18 protein-coding genes and 2 tRNA genes are annotated in these 13,384 nt (G+C 69.3%); 13 read left to right on the top strand and 7 right to left on the bottom strand.

What is annotated here, in order from left to right; translation table 11 throughout:
* The first annotated feature begins 4 nt into the window (after nt 1–4).
* The 4 genes from ASG72_RS16665 to ASG72_RS16650 all read left to right on the top strand — a co-directional run bounded on the left by ASG72_RS16665 (nt 5) and on the right by ASG72_RS16650 (nt 2,714).
* Nucleotides 5–376: a hypothetical protein gene (locus tag ASG72_RS16665; RefSeq protein ID WP_056714322.1), complete on the top strand. Its 372-nt coding sequence runs from the start codon at nt 5–7 to the stop codon at nt 374–376.
* Between the two features lie 13 nt (nt 377–389).
* Entirely contained in the window at nt 390–695 is a 306-nt protein-coding gene (locus ASG72_RS16660; RefSeq protein WP_056714319.1) for a hypothetical protein, read from the top strand.
* Between the two features lie 76 nt (nt 696–771).
* A complete protein-coding gene (locus ASG72_RS16655) occupies nt 772–1,662 on the top strand; it encodes a glycosyltransferase family 2 protein (protein ID WP_056714316.1) in 891 nt (296 codons plus the stop codon).
* Nucleotides 1,663–1,667: 5 nt separating this feature from the next.
* Nucleotides 1,668–2,714: an acyltransferase gene (locus ASG72_RS16650; RefSeq protein ID WP_244488851.1), complete on the top strand. Its 1,047-nt coding sequence runs from the start codon at nt 1,668–1,670 to the stop codon at nt 2,712–2,714.
* A gap of 20 nt (nt 2,715–2,734) precedes the next feature.
* On the opposite strand, the gene ASG72_RS16645 is transcribed toward ASG72_RS16650, so the two are convergent.
* The 3 genes from ASG72_RS16645 to ASG72_RS16635 form a co-directional block, all read right to left on the bottom strand.
* Nucleotides 2,735–3,565, bottom strand: coding sequence for a class I SAM-dependent methyltransferase (locus ASG72_RS16645; protein WP_056714311.1), 831 nt, complete (start codon nt 3,563–3,565; stop codon nt 2,735–2,737).
* A gap of 77 nt (nt 3,566–3,642) precedes the next feature.
* Nucleotides 3,643–4,374, bottom strand: coding sequence for a CatB-related O-acetyltransferase (locus ASG72_RS16640; protein ID WP_082540402.1), 732 nt, complete (start codon nt 4,372–4,374; stop codon nt 3,643–3,645).
* The gene (locus ASG72_RS16635; protein ID WP_056714309.1) at nt 4,364–6,196 is read right to left on the bottom strand and encodes a hypothetical protein; all 1,833 of its coding nucleotides are present in this window, start codon (nt 6,194–6,196) and stop codon (nt 4,364–4,366) included. Before ASG72_RS16635 ends, ASG72_RS16640 begins: the two co-directional genes overlap by 11 nt.
* Before the next feature lie 237 nt (nt 6,197–6,433).
* Between ASG72_RS16635 and ASG72_RS16630 the strand changes: the two genes are divergently transcribed.
* The 6 genes from ASG72_RS16630 (at nt 6,434) to ASG72_RS16610 (ending at nt 9,311) form a co-directional block, all read left to right on the top strand.
* Nucleotides 6,434–6,865 carry a DUF192 domain-containing protein gene (locus ASG72_RS16630; RefSeq protein WP_244488850.1) on the top strand — a complete coding sequence of 144 codons (432 nt, stop codon included), beginning with the start codon at nt 6,434–6,436 and terminating at the stop codon, nt 6,863–6,865.
* A 102-nt stretch (nt 6,866–6,967) separates the two neighbouring features.
* Nucleotides 6,968–7,044 (top strand) — tRNA-Pro (locus tag ASG72_RS16625).
* A 59-nt stretch (nt 7,045–7,103) separates the two neighbouring features.
* A complete protein-coding gene (locus ASG72_RS16620) occupies nt 7,104–7,409 on the top strand; it encodes an ETC complex I subunit (protein ID WP_056714303.1) in 306 nt (101 codons plus the stop codon).
* A 65-nt stretch (nt 7,410–7,474) separates the two neighbouring features.
* Nucleotides 7,475–7,551 (top strand) — tRNA-Arg (locus ASG72_RS16615).
* Between the two features lie 261 nt (nt 7,552–7,812).
* Nucleotides 7,813–8,076: a DksA/TraR family C4-type zinc finger protein gene (locus ASG72_RS20435; RefSeq protein WP_082540401.1), complete on the top strand. Its 264-nt coding sequence runs from the start codon at nt 7,813–7,815 to the stop codon at nt 8,074–8,076.
* 239 nt (nt 8,077–8,315) lie between these two features.
* Complete coding sequence (locus ASG72_RS16610) at nt 8,316–9,311, top strand: sensor histidine kinase (RefSeq protein WP_056714300.1); 996 nt, start codon at nt 8,316–8,318, stop codon at nt 9,309–9,311.
* Here the strand turns inward: ASG72_RS16610 and ASG72_RS16605 are convergent.
* From ASG72_RS16605 to ASG72_RS16590, 4 genes are all read right to left on the bottom strand, one after another.
* The gene (locus ASG72_RS16605) at nt 9,308–9,664 is read right to left on the bottom strand and encodes a response regulator (protein ID WP_056714297.1); all 357 of its coding nucleotides are present in this window, start codon (nt 9,662–9,664) and stop codon (nt 9,308–9,310) included. The two genes, ASG72_RS16610 and ASG72_RS16605, sit on opposite strands and share 4 nt — an antisense overlap.
* 335 nt (nt 9,665–9,999) lie before the next feature.
* On the bottom strand, nt 10,000–10,632 hold the full coding sequence (locus tag ASG72_RS16600; RefSeq protein WP_056714295.1) for a hypothetical protein: 633 nt from the start codon (nt 10,630–10,632) through the stop codon (nt 10,000–10,002).
* Nucleotides 10,633–10,655: 23 nt separating this feature from the next.
* A complete protein-coding gene (locus ASG72_RS16595) occupies nt 10,656–11,018 on the bottom strand; it encodes a hypothetical protein (RefSeq protein ID WP_056714292.1) in 363 nt (120 codons plus the stop codon).
* Between the two features lie 30 nt (nt 11,019–11,048).
* Entirely contained in the window at nt 11,049–11,276 is a 228-nt protein-coding gene (locus ASG72_RS16590; protein ID WP_056714289.1) for a hypothetical protein, read from the bottom strand.
* 121 nt (nt 11,277–11,397) lie between these two features.
* Here ASG72_RS16590 and ASG72_RS16585 point away from each other — a divergent pair, with 121 nt between their 5' ends.
* From ASG72_RS16585 to ASG72_RS16575, 3 genes are all read left to right on the top strand, one after another.
* On the top strand, nt 11,398–11,910 hold the full coding sequence (locus ASG72_RS16585; RefSeq protein WP_056714286.1) for a DUF1993 domain-containing protein: 513 nt from the start codon (nt 11,398–11,400) through the stop codon (nt 11,908–11,910).
* 88 nt (nt 11,911–11,998) lie between these two features.
* Nucleotides 11,999–13,030, top strand: coding sequence for a non-homologous end-joining DNA ligase (gene ligD, locus ASG72_RS16580; RefSeq protein ID WP_056714283.1), 1,032 nt, complete (start codon nt 11,999–12,001; stop codon nt 13,028–13,030).
* Nucleotides 13,031–13,117: 87 nt separating this feature from the next.
* Nucleotides 13,118–13,333 carry a hypothetical protein gene (locus ASG72_RS16575; RefSeq protein WP_056714281.1) on the top strand — a complete coding sequence of 72 codons (216 nt, stop codon included), beginning with the start codon at nt 13,118–13,120 and terminating at the stop codon, nt 13,331–13,333.
* The last annotated feature ends 51 nt before the right edge of the window (nt 13,334–13,384 follow it).

Raw genomic sequence — 13,384 nt, 5'->3', positions numbered from 1 at the left:
GCGCATGATCCGTCACCGCATCACGGCGCGCCCGATCGCGCTCGCCTGCCTGCTGGCCCTGCCGCTCTCGGCCTGCGTCGGTGCCGCCAATCCGAGCGCGCAGCGTGCGACGGAGCTGGCGACGCTTGTCTCCCGCTCCATCGCCTGCAAGGCCGGGGCGCCGAAGCGTGACACGCTGACCCGCTTCCTCCAGGCGGAGGAGGCGCGGGGCGCGACGGCCGAGCAGATCGCCAGCGCGCGCTCGACCTATGTCACCGTCTCCGAGGCGCAGACGATCAACCAGGGGATAAGGCCGGAGCGCTGCACGTCCGAGGAGCGCGTCGCGATCGGCGAGAAGATGTCGGCCGTGCGCGCCGGACGTTTCGACGGGCTCTGAGCCTGTGGCGGCGATGCGGCGGCTTGCGGGGCTCGGTGCGGCGGCTCTGTCGCTGCTCGTCCTGCCGGGCTGCGTGTCGGCACCGATGCCTCCGCCCGGGACGCCGGAATTCGCGGCCGCCCAGGCCTCGCGCGGCTATGACTGCGGCCTGCGGGTCGATCGCGGCGGCATCGTCGCGCAGATGGAGCGCGGCGAGCGGGCGAGGTTCCAAGCGGCCTCGCGCAGCTACGCCGTGAGCGCCTATCGCGCGCCCAGAGCCTGCGGGGCCGGCGAGCGGGCGAGGGTGCAGCAGGAGCTGGCGAGGCTGGCGGGGCGCTGACGCATCCGCAGGGGTTTTCGCGGCGGCCGAACGGATTCCGCTTGCTGCCGCGAGCACGGACGGACAGAAAACGCAGATGCTCCAGCCGCCGCCCGACAGGGTCTCAGCCGTCATCGTCAGCTACGACAGTGCAGCCGTGCTGCCCGCCTGTCTGGATGCGCTGGCGCGCGACAGCGTGCCGGCCATCGTCGTCGACAATGCCAGCCGGGACGAGAGCTGCGCGATCGCGACCGCGCATGGCGCGACCCTGCTGCGCAACGATTGCAATGAAGGCTATGGGCGGGCCAACAACCGGGGCGTCGCGGCCTGCGACACGGAATTCGTGCTGATCCTGAACCCGGATTGCGAGGTCCAGCCCGGGATGGTCGCGGCGCTGCTGGACGCCGCCGCGCGCTATCCCGAGGCCGCGCTGCTGGCGCCGCGCATCGTCGAGCCCTCGGGGCGGCTGTTCCTGCCGATGCGCTCGCTGCTCTCGCCGGAGCATCTCAACCGCGGGCGCGGCGACGCGATGCCCGAGGGCGATGCCTGCCTGCCCTTTCTCTCCGGCGCCTGTCTGCTGGTGCGGCGCGAGCCCTTCCTGCGGATCGGCGGCTTCGATCCGCGGATCTTCCTGTTCTACGAGGATGACGATCTCTGCCGCCGCCTGCGCGATGCCGGCCATAGCCTGGTGCATGTCCATGACGCGGTGGCCCTGCACATGCGGGGCCGCTCCTCCGCACCCTCGCCGGCGCGGCGCTTCAAGGCGCGCTGGCACCTCGCCTGGTCGGAGGGCTATGTCGCCCGCAAATACGGGCTGCCGCATCCGTCACCGGCGCGGATCCTCGCCAACCTCGCCAAGGCGGCCGGCTACGGGCTGCTCCTGCAGCGCGAGAAGATGGCGGCCCATGCCGGCTCGGCGGCCGGGGCGCTGGCCTGGATGCGGGGCCGCTCGGCCCTCGCCCGCGAAGGGCTGGAGGGTCTGCCGTGACGCGATTGCGTGGCGCCAGCGTGGCGCAGGCCCTCACCGGGCCACATAATCATTTCGGCCTGCTGCGGCTCGTCCTGGCGCTCGCCGTCGTCGTCTCCCACGCCTTCAGCGTCGCCACCGGGCGCGTCGAGGACGAGCCCTGGGCGCAGAGCACCGGCTTCACGCTAGGCGAGCATGCGGTCAACGGCTTCTTCGCGATCTCCGGCTTTCTCGTGACGATGAGCTATGACCGCCGCGGCTGGCGCGACTATCTCGTCGCCCGCACGCTGCGGATCGCGCCCGGGCTGATCGCGGCGACGCTGGTCGTGGCGCTCGGCCTCGGCGCGGCGCTGACGCGCCTCGATCTCGGCGCCTATCTCGCCGATCCGCAGCTGCGACGCTTCATCACCGGCACGCTGACCACCTTCAAGAGCGCCTCGGCGCTGCCCGGCGTCTTCGACAGGAACCCGCTGCCCTTTCCGATGGGCACGGTCTGGACGCTGAAATACGAGACGCTGTGCTATCTCGGCGTGCTGGTCGGCGGGCTGATCGGGCTGATGGCTCGGCCCAGGCTGGCGCTCGCGGCGGGCGGGCTGCTGCTGGTCGCGGCCGTGGCACGCGAGGTCGTGGCGCCGGAGGGGCCGAAGGGGGTCGAGACCGCGCTGCGCCTGCCGCTGATCTTCCTGGCCGGCGGGCTGATCTATCTGTTCCGGGAGCGCGTGCGGCTCTCCCTGCCGGGGCTCGCACTGGTCCTCCTGGCGCTCGTCCTGCTGTCGCCGACGCCGCTCTACAAGCCCGCCCTCTACCTCGCCACGGCCTGGGGCGTCCTGGTCCTCGCCCTCGATCCGCTGCTGACGCGCTGGCGCAGCGAGCCCTCGGCCGATCTGTCCTATGGCGTCTATCTCTATGGCTGGCCGATCCAGCAGGCGAGCTACGCCCTGTTTCCCGCCGCCGGCGCGCTGATGCTGTTCTGGCCGGCGCTGATCGTCACCGTCGCGGTCGCCTGGCTGTCCTGGCATCTCGTGGAAAAACCCGCGCTCGGCCTCAAGCGACGGCTGATCGCCGCCGCCTGAGCGGGCCTGGCCGCCTTCCGTCAGAGATGCAGGTCCCGCAGCGGCGTCGCGACGATGCGCCTGATCTCGCGGAGCTGCCGCAGCACCAGCCGCGTCTTGATCAGCAGCGAGCTGCCTTGGGCGAGCAGCTGCGCCTCGCGCGCGGCGAAGGCGTTCTGTCCCTCCTGCGGGCGAAGCGGGCTGCTGCCGCCCTCCGCTGCAGGCAGCGCCGGTGAGGCCAGGAGCGCCTGCAGCTCCGCCAGCGCCGGCCTGGCGCCGCGCAGGCTCCTGCCGATGCTCTGGCGCAGCGTCTCCTCCAGCGTGCCCGCGGCGTCCCGCTCCGGCTTCTGCATCACGGCGCTGGAATCCCGCCACTGGATCCCCTTGCGATAGGCCGGCACCCATTGCATCTGCGCTTCGAGCAGGTTCAGCCCGGCATAGCGGGCCAGCGCCGGGAAGGCGTCGTCATAGAATCGCCAGCAATCGACCGGGAAACGGTGGCGCGGCCCGCCGCCCGGGGAGGTGATGAAGGCGAGGCCATTGGGCTTCAGCACCCGGGCGATCTCGAGGATGGTGATCCAGAAATACTCCGCATGCTCGAACACCTCCGAGCAGGTGACGACGTCGACCGATGCGCTCGCGACCTCCCGCCAATCATAGGGGTCGGCGACCACCACATCGACATTGCGCCCCGGCTCGATATCGAGCCCGATGATCCGCCAGGCCGGATTGTCCATGGCCATGCGATTGGCGAGATCCTGCCCCTCGACCATGGCCGAGCCGACATCGAGTACGGTCAGCTCCGATTGCTCATGGGCGGCGAGATAGGCCGCCCGGAAGACGCAGGCCTTGTCATAGGCGGAGAGGTGCATGAGGCGACGCCATGGTGAGACGCCTTCGCGAGGCGCAAGCTCCCATGGTCGATCGCACTCGACAATACAACCGAATTTTACGTTACGTCATCGATTTCGGAGGATCCCGTCGCGTCCGGCGCTGCCAGCGCGGCGAGTTCGGCGATCCGGTCCGACATCAGCAGCGGCAGCAGAGGCAGCAGCCGCTCGCGCGGCAGCCGCCACCAGCGGCTCGCCAGCAGCGCGGCGATCTGCGCCTCGTCGAAGCGCAGCCGCAGCAGCCTCGCCGGATTGCCGCCGACGATGGCATAGGGCGGCACGTCCCGCGTCACCACGGCGCGCGCCGCCACGACGGCGCCATGGCCGATGCTGACCCCCGAGAGCACCATGCATTGCGAGCCCAACCAGACGTCGTGACCGATGACGACGTCGCCACGGCCGGTCTCGCTGCCGGGAACGCCGGCCGCCTCGGGCCACAGGCCCGGCAGAGCGGGGAAGGGATAGGTCGTCGCCCAATCCGTCCGGTGGTTGCCGCCAAGCAGGATCTCGACGCCGTCGGCGATCGAGCCATAGCGGCCGATCGTCAGCCTGGCGCCGCTTTCGGGAAAGCGCACCTTCGGACAGCCATAGCTATAGGCGCCGATGCGGAACTGGCCGGGCCTGCGCGCGAGCAGATGCGCCAGGTGCAGGCGCGTCTGGTTGTCCGGGTTGAGCCGCCTGCGCAAGAGGCTGCGAGCGTGAGAGGGCAGCCCCGCCCACCAGGCCGCGAGCCGGGGCGGGCGCCAGGCCGCGTCCTCGGGCGGCAGCGCCCCGGCATCCTCACTCGGCATTGGCCTGCAGATCGATCTTCTCGAGGATCTCGGTCGGGTCGGTCAGGGCGATGACATCGGCCAGCCCGAGACCGCCGGCGGATTTCGGCCGCGCCTGCACGTTCAGCGTCCCCGGCCGCGCCACGAAACGGGCGACCGCGGCGGTCAGCGTCTTGGCGGCCTCGGAGGGACCGAGCATCGCCGAGAGGCCGAGGCTGGCGATCATCGCATATTCGCGCCGCAGATCCTCGGGCTTGCGGCCGGCCTTGCGCGCCTCGTTCTCCAGAAGCTTCTCGAACAGGCCCTGATTCTGCAGCGTCGCGTCCAGCGAGCGCACGGTCGCACCCAGAGCCGCGACCTGGGCGAGGGCGACGTCGCTGGCGAAGAGGTCCTTGGTGATGTTGCCGAGCGTGCCCTTGGCCTCGAAGCGGGCCATGCCGGCGCCGCCCAGCGACAGGCTGCGGATCGCGATTTCGCTCCTGGGCTGGTCCCAGGCGAGGTCGAGCTTCGCCGAGAGGTCGAGCATGCGGTAGCCCATGGCGAGCAGATCCTTCGCCGCGGGATTGTTCGGCCCCTCGACCACCGGCGCCTTCAGCCCGTCGAGCGTGAGCGCGATGCTGGTGGGGACGCCGTTGAACTGCTCGGCGGCCTTCAGCTCGAACCGGTCCAGCCCGATGGTGATGGGCGGCAGCGCGGGCCGGCCCTTGCGCGCCTCCTGCGGCGCCGTGACCGAGAGCCCCGCCAGGCGGATCGTGCCGAGCGTCGGGATGAAGCGGCGATAGTCCAGCGTCTCCAGGGCGAGATCGGCCTCCGGGCGGGACAGCAGCGCCTTCAGCTCGGTGAGGACATTGCCGAAGGAGAAGCCGGAATGGCTGATCACGGCGATCGAGCCCTTCGCGCCGCCGCCGGCGAAGGACAGGCCCTCGATGCCGAAGCCGGACCGATCGGGCGCAGCCTCGCCATAGGCGATCCGCGCGACCTTCATCTCGACCGGCTCCGGTGCCGCGCCGGGCTTGGGCGGGGCGGTGACGGCGATGGCGAGGTCGCGGCTTTCGCCGCTGCCATAGGAGATCGATTCGTAGAGCGAGAGCATGGCGAGGGCGAGGCTTCGCCCTTCCGCCGCCTTCTCCGGATCGGGCCTGGCCGAGGCGCCGGCCTTCTCCTGCTCGGCCGCCAGCTCCATCAGCCGCGTGAACAGCGTGTGCAGCGGCTGCTCGCCGACCTTGGCCGAGAGGCCGCGGCCGCTGGTCTTGCCGAGCGAGATCTTGCCGGCGGCGCCCATGTCCAGCGCGTAGCCATCCTGCTCGAAGCGGCCGAACACCGGCAGCATCGGCTCCTGCGCACCGGGGGCGGCACTTTCCGTCAGAACGCGGGCGGCGTGCCTGAGGTCGAGCGCCTCGATCCGGGTGGCGCGGAAAGTGCCGGTCATCGTGCCGGTCGGCGCGCCGGTGGCGGCGAGGGTGCCGCTGGCGGCCTCGAGCTGGGCGACCTTGCCGCCCGCGATATCCTGCAGGCGCAGCCCGGAATAGCGCGTCACCTGCTTTTGCGGCCCGATAGTCTGCTCGATGACGAGCTCGGGGACCAGGATTTCGCGGGCGTCGAGCTTGGTCATGCGCGCGACGGCCGGCTCGCCGCTCGAACCGTCGAGAGCGGCGCGGAAGGCGTCGCGCTCCAGCGTCGCGCCCTTGACCTCGACCCGCGGAGCCAGCACCGAGACGCCGCCGACGCCGAAGCGGAGATTGTCGAGCTGGAAATCGGCGGCCGAAGCCGCCTGGACGAGCCCGGCCGCCGCCGCGAAGCTCAAGAGCCCGCCGCGGAGCAGGTTGCGAAGGGTCGGACGCATGCGAGTCACTCCTGTGAGGCGGCGACCCTGCCGCAAGCCGCCGGTCAAGGAAAGAGGCACGGCCCGTCGCGGGCGATCCCGCCGCCGCGCCCGGCCGCGCCCTGGCCGTGAAACCGCCGGAAAGCCGCTGCCATCCTGCTCTGGTGCGGGGCCGGGACTGGCTCTAAAGAGAGCCGTGATGCCTGGAGTGAAGCGATGCGCGCCGTCAGAACCTGTGTTGCCGCCTGTCTCGCGCTGATGGCGCTGGCGTTCACCGCGCCGGCCGTGCTGGCGCAGGCCGCCCCGGCCGCCGGGCTCGAGACCCTGGCGATCGTCAGCGGCGAGAAGCGCCATCTCTTCCAGGTCGAGGTGATGCGCACGCCGGAGCAGCGCGCGCGGGGGCTGATGCACCGCAACTACATGCCGGCCGATCGCGGCATGCTCTTCGATTTCAAGCGCGTCGAGCCGGTGGCGATGTGGATGCAGAACACTTTCATCAGCCTCGACATGCTGTTCATCCGCGCCGACGGCACGATCGCCCGCATCGCCGAGCGCACCGAGCCGCTCTCGACCCGCACCATTCCCTCCGGCGAGCCGGTGCTGTCGGTGCTGGAGATCAATGGCGGGGTCTCGGAGACGCTCGGCATCAAGCCGGGGGACCGGGTGGAGCACGCGCTGTTCAAGCGCTAGGCCCGGGGCCGGAGGCGGCGGGACGGGGAGGCGCGGGGGCTTTCACCTTGCGGCGCAAGGGTGCGACGTGATAGCCAACCGCAACGCCGAGAGAACGGTCGTCGGGGTATAGCGCAGCCCGGTAGCGCATCTGCTTTGGGAGCAGAGGGTCCCAGGTTCGAATCCTGGTGCCCCGACCATTCTCTCAGCCGTCCCGCGCAGGCGGGCGAATGCAACGCAGGTGGTACAGAGCCGGATCATGACCGCACGGATCTACAAACCCGCCCGCACGGCGATGCAATCTGGCACCGCCAAGACCGATCGCTGGCTGCTGGAATACGAGCCGGAGCGGCCGCGCGAGATCGAGCCGCTGATGGGCTGGACGGCCTCCGGCGACATGAACAGCCAGGTCAAGCTCTGGTTCGACAGCGAGGCCGAGGCGGTGGCCTACGCCACGCGCAACGGCATCGCTTTCCGGGTCGAGAGGCCCAACGAGCCGAAGCGGCGCGCGATGGCCTATGCCGATAATTTCAAATATGGCCGCATGGGGCAGTGGACCCATTGAGGCCGGCGCCGCGCGGCTTTCGCGGTGCGGATGATAGCGAGACAGGCGCGGCTCACGCGCTTGAAGGGCCCGTAGCTCAGATGGATAGAGCAGCAGCCTTCTAAGCTGCTGGTCGCTGGTTCGAATCCAGCCGGGCTCGCCATTGTTTTGCCAGGGACTGGCCGGTCGCGGGAGGTCGCTGCGACACCGCCGGCTGCCGCCCACTCCGACAGACCGACCAATTCATCGTTTCGATAAGGCGGTGGCTGCGCGGTTCGCGAGCGTCGGGTTTGCGCCGCTCCCGCGACGGCGGCTTATCGCGGGACTGGCCTCCACTCTTCAGCGGACCGGCAACTGCCTCTGTGTGGCGGTCAGAGGGGAACAGACCGCGGCGGTTTCCGTTGATTTGCCAGGGAGACTTGTCATGGCCAGCGGTTGGGCTCCGGACGGGGCGGTTCAGGACCAGATCGACGATTCCGTGTCCGATGCCGTCAGGCTCGCGCGCTCTCGACTGCCGACCGGCCCGGGCGAGACGCATTGCCAGCATTGCGGCCAGGAAATTCCGGAGGCACGGCGCGTCGCGATGCCCGGCGCCGTGCTGTGCGTCGACTGTCAGTCGCGACAGGATCGTCCTGCCTTCGCATCGGCCTATAACCGCCGCGGCAGCAAAGACAGCCAGTTGCGATAGAGACAGGACGCGGTATCGCACCGACGTGCAGTGCGGGCGCCGGGGCGTGGTCATCCCGTTCCGAGCATTCAGGGGGAGGAATGTCGGCAGGCAAATCTCCAGGCCCGGACCAGCCGCCTTCGGCGCGTTCCTCGCCGGCGCACGTCGCCCTCATGCGCTCCACCTCAAAGTCTTAGGGAATGGCGTCGATTTCCGATACATCGGACGGCACTCTCACGCTTCGCAGGAACATCCAGCCCTTGCCCCAATCCAATCCGAGCGCCTGGAGCGCAACCAGCCTGCGCCTGGCGATCAGCGCGGCGGGTGTCGCGCTCTGGTCGTGGAATGTGACGACCGACAAATTCGCCATGGACGAGCACGGCTTCGCTCTGTGGAATCTGCCGCCGAGCGACTCGGTGACGTTCGAGGACCTGTCGGCGCATGTTCACCCGCTGGACCGCGAGCGCGTCCGCGCGGCCTTCGTCGCCACGCGGGCGATCGTCGGCGCCTATGAGATCGATTTCCGCATCATGGTCGGAGAGGAGATCCGCTGGATCTCGGCGCGCGGCATCGGCGACGACGCCGCCGTCCATATGGGGCTGGCCTATGGAATCTTTCTCGATGTGACGGGCCGCAAGCAGGCCGAGGAGGGCCATGAGCTCCTCGCCGGCGAGATGAGCCATCGGGTCAAGAACCTGCTGGCGATCGCGATGGGGCTGACGCAGCTGACGTCCCGCTCCACCACGACGGCCACGGAAATGGCCAGCGACCTGACTGCCCGCCTGGCGGCGCTCGGTCGTGCGCATGATCTGGTCCGCCCGCTTCCCGGACATCAGGGGACGGCGGCACTGCTCGGCGATCTGGTGGCTGTCCTTTTGTCTCCCTATGAGGAGACGAGCGCCTTCAGCGGGCGCATCCGCGTTGCCGTTCCGCGCATGGGCGTAGGCGAGGCGACGGCGACGACGCTGGCTCTGGTCTTCCACGAGCTGGCGACCAACTCGCTGAAATACGGCGCCTTGTCGGCTGACACCGGCCAGCTCGACATCTCCGGCGGCAATGACGGCGACCATATCAGGATCGTCTGGACGGAGCGTGGCGGCCCGGCCGTGGGGGAGGGGGAGCGGCCGAAGGGCTATGGCAGCCGCCTCGTCGAACGCAGTGTGTCCGGCCAGCTCGGCGGCTCGATCGATTATGATTGGTCCGAGGGCGGGCTGATCGTGACGCTGCGGATCAGGGCCTCGAAGCTCGCCCATTAGGCGGCGGCGGGGAGAGCCGCGATCAGATCATCCTCGGTATAGGGCTTCCTGAGGAAGACGGTGTCGCGGGGCATGTCCGCCACCGAAGGCGACACGCGGCCGGAGGCGAGGATGAGAGTCGCGGGCGGCCAGCGCCTGCGGATCGCCTGGATCAGCTTCAGCCCGTCCATGGAGCCTGCGGGCATTTCGATATCCGAGAAGACCGCGCCGATATCCGGGCGCGTCTCAAGCAGAGTTATGGCCTCGTCGGCGTTGGACGCCTCGACGACGTCATATCCGGCGTCCTCGATGATGCCGACGGCGTTCATGCGGATGATGGGCTCGTCTTCGACGACAAGGACGAGAATTGCCATGACTAACTTCCGGTTGTGCCGATAAGACAACTGCCGCAATGGTGGATTGTTGCGGCTCGGCCGAAAGAATTGTCGACGTCACCTCGGCGCGACATGGAAAGCCGGCGATCAGCCGTGCATCGGAACGACTTTGCGGGCCGCCCATACCGTTCGGTCGCCGTAGAGCCCGAGCGGCTTTCGCGGCGACGCCCTGCCGGCTTCATGAGTACCATATCGGGCTGGGCGTGATCGCCATCGTCTGCACGCTGCTCTATCTCCGCTTCAGGCGCACCGGCTGGATCTAGGTGCCGCCGATGCCGGCGCGTCACGCCGACGAGCGGGGCCGGGGGCAGCCATCAGCATCGCTGCCTGTACGGCTTCGCCACGAGTTGTCCGTCATCACCCAGCGCGATCGTGCTCGCGCGCTTCTCGCGCTTGCCGACGGGGTTGTCGCAGCCATCGGTGACGACGTCCTTGAGACTGTGCCGGATGGCGACGCTCCCATTCGCGGCGAGCGCGAGGTGATCGACCGAGACGGTCGATTGCCCCATATTGTAGAAGCCGGCTTCCAGCAAAAGCTCGCTACGGCCGTCGCGGTCGGCATCGACCATGCCGGCGATGCGCTGGTAGCGCAGCTCCTCGGGCAGCCTCCAGACGGTGGTCCTGCCCTCCCTGATCGTGACCAGACGTTGGGCCGGCCCTTGCGCGAAGGGTTGGGCGGCGACGGGCGCCTTGTCGGCGACGAGATAGATGTCCTCGCTGAAGCCCGGCTGCGAAAAACTGCCGCGGAGATGGTCCAGCACCGTGACATCCTTCGCCTCGCCGGGCAGGGCGCCGGCGAGCATGGCGCGAATCTCGGCCGTCACGGCCGGCGGTCGCTGGTCGGTCGGCTTGCGGTAGTCCAGGACGATTTTCGGTGCGGCGATCGCGGGCGAGGCGAGCACGAGCGCCAGAGAGCCGATCAGGACGCGGAGATGTCGAATCTGCATCGGAAAACTCCTGTTGCGACCGGCTAGCCCGGCCAGTTGAGCCCGAGCACCACGAGCCAGGATGCGAGCGCGCCGAGCCAGAGAATGGCGAGGTAGCTGAGCCATCGGGTTCGCTTCGACGCCTGGGTCGCAGCGAGCCGCAAATCGACGACACCGGCGATCGGAAAACTGAAGGACCAGAGGATCGCGACGCCGACCAGGACCGGCCAGACCCAGGGGCCACGCCAGCTTTCCAGCGGCGGATAGAGCTGCGTCAGCACAGGCGAGACCAGGGCGTAGAGAACGAGGCTGACATAGCCGAAGCTCAGGAAACTCGCTGCGAAGGCCGCGAAGAAGCCGAACAGCGACGCCTTCATCGCCCAGAGGCCGGCGAGAAGCGCCTTCAAGCCGAAACTCCGCGGGGCGCGGGGCCTGCGCTAATCAAGGGTCGGCACCGCGTCGCAGATGGCGGCGATACAATCGCCGGTGGCCCGCAGGCCGCTGATGACGACGCCGCCGAGTTCGACGATCTGGTCCAGCGTGTCGAGCTGCGTGGCGGTGTCGCCGATCCTGTCGAGCGTGGAGGGTTCGGCTGCGGCCTGCCTGGCGCGCTCGACGGCCTCGCTGTTCGAGTCCGCGATCACCTTCGCCAGCTCTTTGTCCATCGCACGGTCCTTCCCTTGTCGAGTCACCTTCGGAGCGGACCCGCTCGGCGTGGTCATTTTGTGACCTCGCGAGGGCGGCTTTTCGTGGCGCCGGAGGCCGCGTTCTGCCAGAACAGGCGCCATGTCCTATGCTCACGCGGCGCATGCCAGCTTCGCCGACATGCTCGGCACGCTCGATCATCTCATCGGCAAGGCCCAGCGGGCCGGGATGGCCGACGGCGTGCTCGGCGAGAGGCTGGCCGAGGACATGTTCCCGCTGGAGCTGCAACTGCGCGTCGCTCTCAACCAGGTGCTCCTGGCGCTGAACCAGGTGGCCGGGAAGACCCTGCCTCTCGAAGAGGCGACCTATCGTTCGCTCGCGGAGGTCCGGGAGCGCATCGCCGCCGTGCGGTCCCATCTCGATCAGGCCGGCCCGACGGATTGGGCTCCGGCCGAGCGTCCCGTCGACCTCACCTTGCCCAATGGCGTGCGGTTCGCGATGTCCTCCGAAGAGGATATCCGCGACTGGATCATGCCGAATTTCTTCTTCCACGTGACCATGGCCTACGCTTTGCTGCGCAGGGCCGGGCTGGATCTCGGCAAGATGGATTTCCTGCAGCACATGGCCCGGCATCGGGTTTCCGCCGCGTCTTGAGCGCCGCGGCCCGGAGGCCTCCGGCGCCGCAGACGGAACGATTCGCTCAGCCGCCGGTTCGCGACTCCGTTGCGTTGTGGAGTTGCGTATGTGTGCGCGTCGCGTGTTGCGCGCCGGACCGGCCGTGGAGATCGTCCGCAGCGGGCGAGCCCGGCCGGCCGGCGAGGTCGATCTCTTCGCCGATCCGATGCCGGATCGGGTCGAGCCCTGCCTTGCCCTGCTGAGCGCGAGGCCGCCCGCGGGACCCGACTGGGCCTTCGAGGTGAAATGGGACGGCTATCGCCTGGCTGTGCATAAGCGGCTGGACGCGGTGCGGATCATCACGCGCGGCGGCCATGACTGGACGCATCGCTTCCCGACCATCGAGGCGGCGGCGCGCGCCATGCCGGCGGCGAGCTTCATCCTCGACGGGGAGGCGGTCGTGCTGGACGCGCGCGGCGCCTCCGATTTCGGCGCCCTGCAGGCGGCGCTCGGCGGCCGGGGCGGCAGGCGCGAGGCCGGGGCGGCGGTGCTCTACGCCTTCGACCTGCTCTACCTCAACGGCCACGACCTGCAGCGCATGCCGCAGGACGACCGGCGGCGGATCCTAGAAGGCGAGCTCGATGCGGGAGCGGGTGGCGCCGGCATCCGGCTGAGCGAGGAGGTGGAGGGCGACCCTGCGGCGTTCCTCGCCCAGGCCTGCCGGCTGGGGCTGGAAGGCATCATCGCGAAGCGCCGCGACGCGCCCTATCGTCCGGGCCGGGGCGGCGACTGGCTCAAGATCAAGTGCATCCAGACCGAGACCTTCCTGATCCTCGGCTATGAGCCGTCCCCGGCGGCGCTGGGCGGCATGGGCGGCCTGCTGCTCGCCGCGCAGGGCAATTACGGGCTGGCCTATGTCGGCAGCGTCGGCACGGGCTTCACCCATGCCACGGCCACCGCGCTGCGGCAGCGTCTCGACCGGATCAGGGCCGACAAGCCCGCTGCGAAGATGACGCGCAAGGGCGTGGTCTGGGTGCGGCCGAAGCTGGCGGCGGAGATCGCCTTCCGCGGCTGGACGGGCGACGGAAAGCTGCGCCACGCCTCCTATAAGGGGCTCCGCGAGACGGCCGACGAAGCAGCGCTGTTCCGCCTGCCCTAGGGCTGCACGGCCCCCGTAAAATTCCATGGAACCAAAGCGCCCGCGATGCGTTGGCGCGGGAGGACCTCACCGCCGCACAGGTGCATCATGGGCTCGATCACGATCCGCTCGCCTCTCGATTATCATCGCGCCCTGAAACTGCTCGAGACCGCCAATGAGACGGACCGGGCCATTTTGCTCGAGGCGATGCTGCAATATGACTGCGTGACCGGTCATGATCGCGGCCAGAGCGCGCCCAGGCTGAATGCGGCGGCTGCCGCGCGGCGTCCGGGCGAGGCGGCCCGGCCGGGTTTCGCACTCTAGACGTGTCTGGCTACCTTCACGCAATTGACTCAATGCGTGGGGATGATCGTC

This window comes from Allobosea sp. Leaf344 (assembly GCF_001426225.1).
Classification (GTDB): domain Bacteria; phylum Pseudomonadota; class Alphaproteobacteria; order Rhizobiales; family Beijerinckiaceae; genus Allobosea.
The sequence above is the reverse complement of the archived record's forward strand: the minus strand, read 5'-3'. Positions and strand labels throughout refer to the sequence as shown.

What these genes read in the sequence shown, in the direction of transcription:
- ASG72_RS16665 (WP_056714322.1), top strand. Translation starts at nt 5, where the DNA reads ATGATCCGTCACCGCATCACGGCGCGCCCGATCGCGCTCGCCTGCCTG.
- ASG72_RS16660 (WP_056714319.1), top strand. Translation starts at nt 390, where the DNA reads ATGCGGCGGCTTGCGGGGCTCGGTGCGGCGGCTCTGTCGCTGCTCGTC.
- ASG72_RS16655 (WP_056714316.1), top strand. Translation starts at nt 772, where the DNA reads ATGCTCCAGCCGCCGCCCGACAGGGTCTCAGCCGTCATCGTCAGCTAC.
- ASG72_RS16645 (WP_056714311.1), bottom strand. Translation starts at nt 3,565, where the DNA reads ATGCACCTCTCCGCCTATGACAAGGCCTGCGTCTTCCGGGCGGCCTAT.
- ASG72_RS16640 (WP_082540402.1), bottom strand. Translation starts at nt 4,374, where the DNA reads ATGCCGAGTGAGGATGCCGGGGCGCTGCCGCCCGAGGACGCGGCCTGG.
- ASG72_RS16635 (WP_056714309.1), bottom strand. Translation starts at nt 6,196, where the DNA reads ATGCGTCCGACCCTTCGCAACCTGCTCCGCGGCGGGCTCTTGAGCTTC.
- ASG72_RS16630 (WP_244488850.1), top strand. Translation starts at nt 6,434, where the DNA reads ATGGCGCTGGCGTTCACCGCGCCGGCCGTGCTGGCGCAGGCCGCCCCG.
- ASG72_RS16620 (WP_056714303.1), top strand. Translation starts at nt 7,104, where the DNA reads ATGACCGCACGGATCTACAAACCCGCCCGCACGGCGATGCAATCTGGC.
- ASG72_RS20435 (WP_082540401.1), top strand. Translation starts at nt 7,813, where the DNA reads ATGGCCAGCGGTTGGGCTCCGGACGGGGCGGTTCAGGACCAGATCGAC.
- ASG72_RS16605 (WP_056714297.1), bottom strand. Translation starts at nt 9,664, where the DNA reads ATGGCAATTCTCGTCCTTGTCGTCGAAGACGAGCCCATCATCCGCATG.
- ASG72_RS16600 (WP_056714295.1), bottom strand. Translation starts at nt 10,632, where the DNA reads ATGCAGATTCGACATCTCCGCGTCCTGATCGGCTCTCTGGCGCTCGTG.
- ASG72_RS16590 (WP_056714289.1), bottom strand. Translation starts at nt 11,276, where the DNA reads ATGGACAAAGAGCTGGCGAAGGTGATCGCGGACTCGAACAGCGAGGCC.
- ASG72_RS16585 (WP_056714286.1), top strand. Translation starts at nt 11,398, where the DNA reads ATGTCCTATGCTCACGCGGCGCATGCCAGCTTCGCCGACATGCTCGGC.
- ligD (WP_056714283.1), top strand. Translation starts at nt 11,999, where the DNA reads ATGTGTGCGCGTCGCGTGTTGCGCGCCGGACCGGCCGTGGAGATCGTC.
- ASG72_RS16575 (WP_056714281.1), top strand. Translation starts at nt 13,118, where the DNA reads ATGGGCTCGATCACGATCCGCTCGCCTCTCGATTATCATCGCGCCCTG.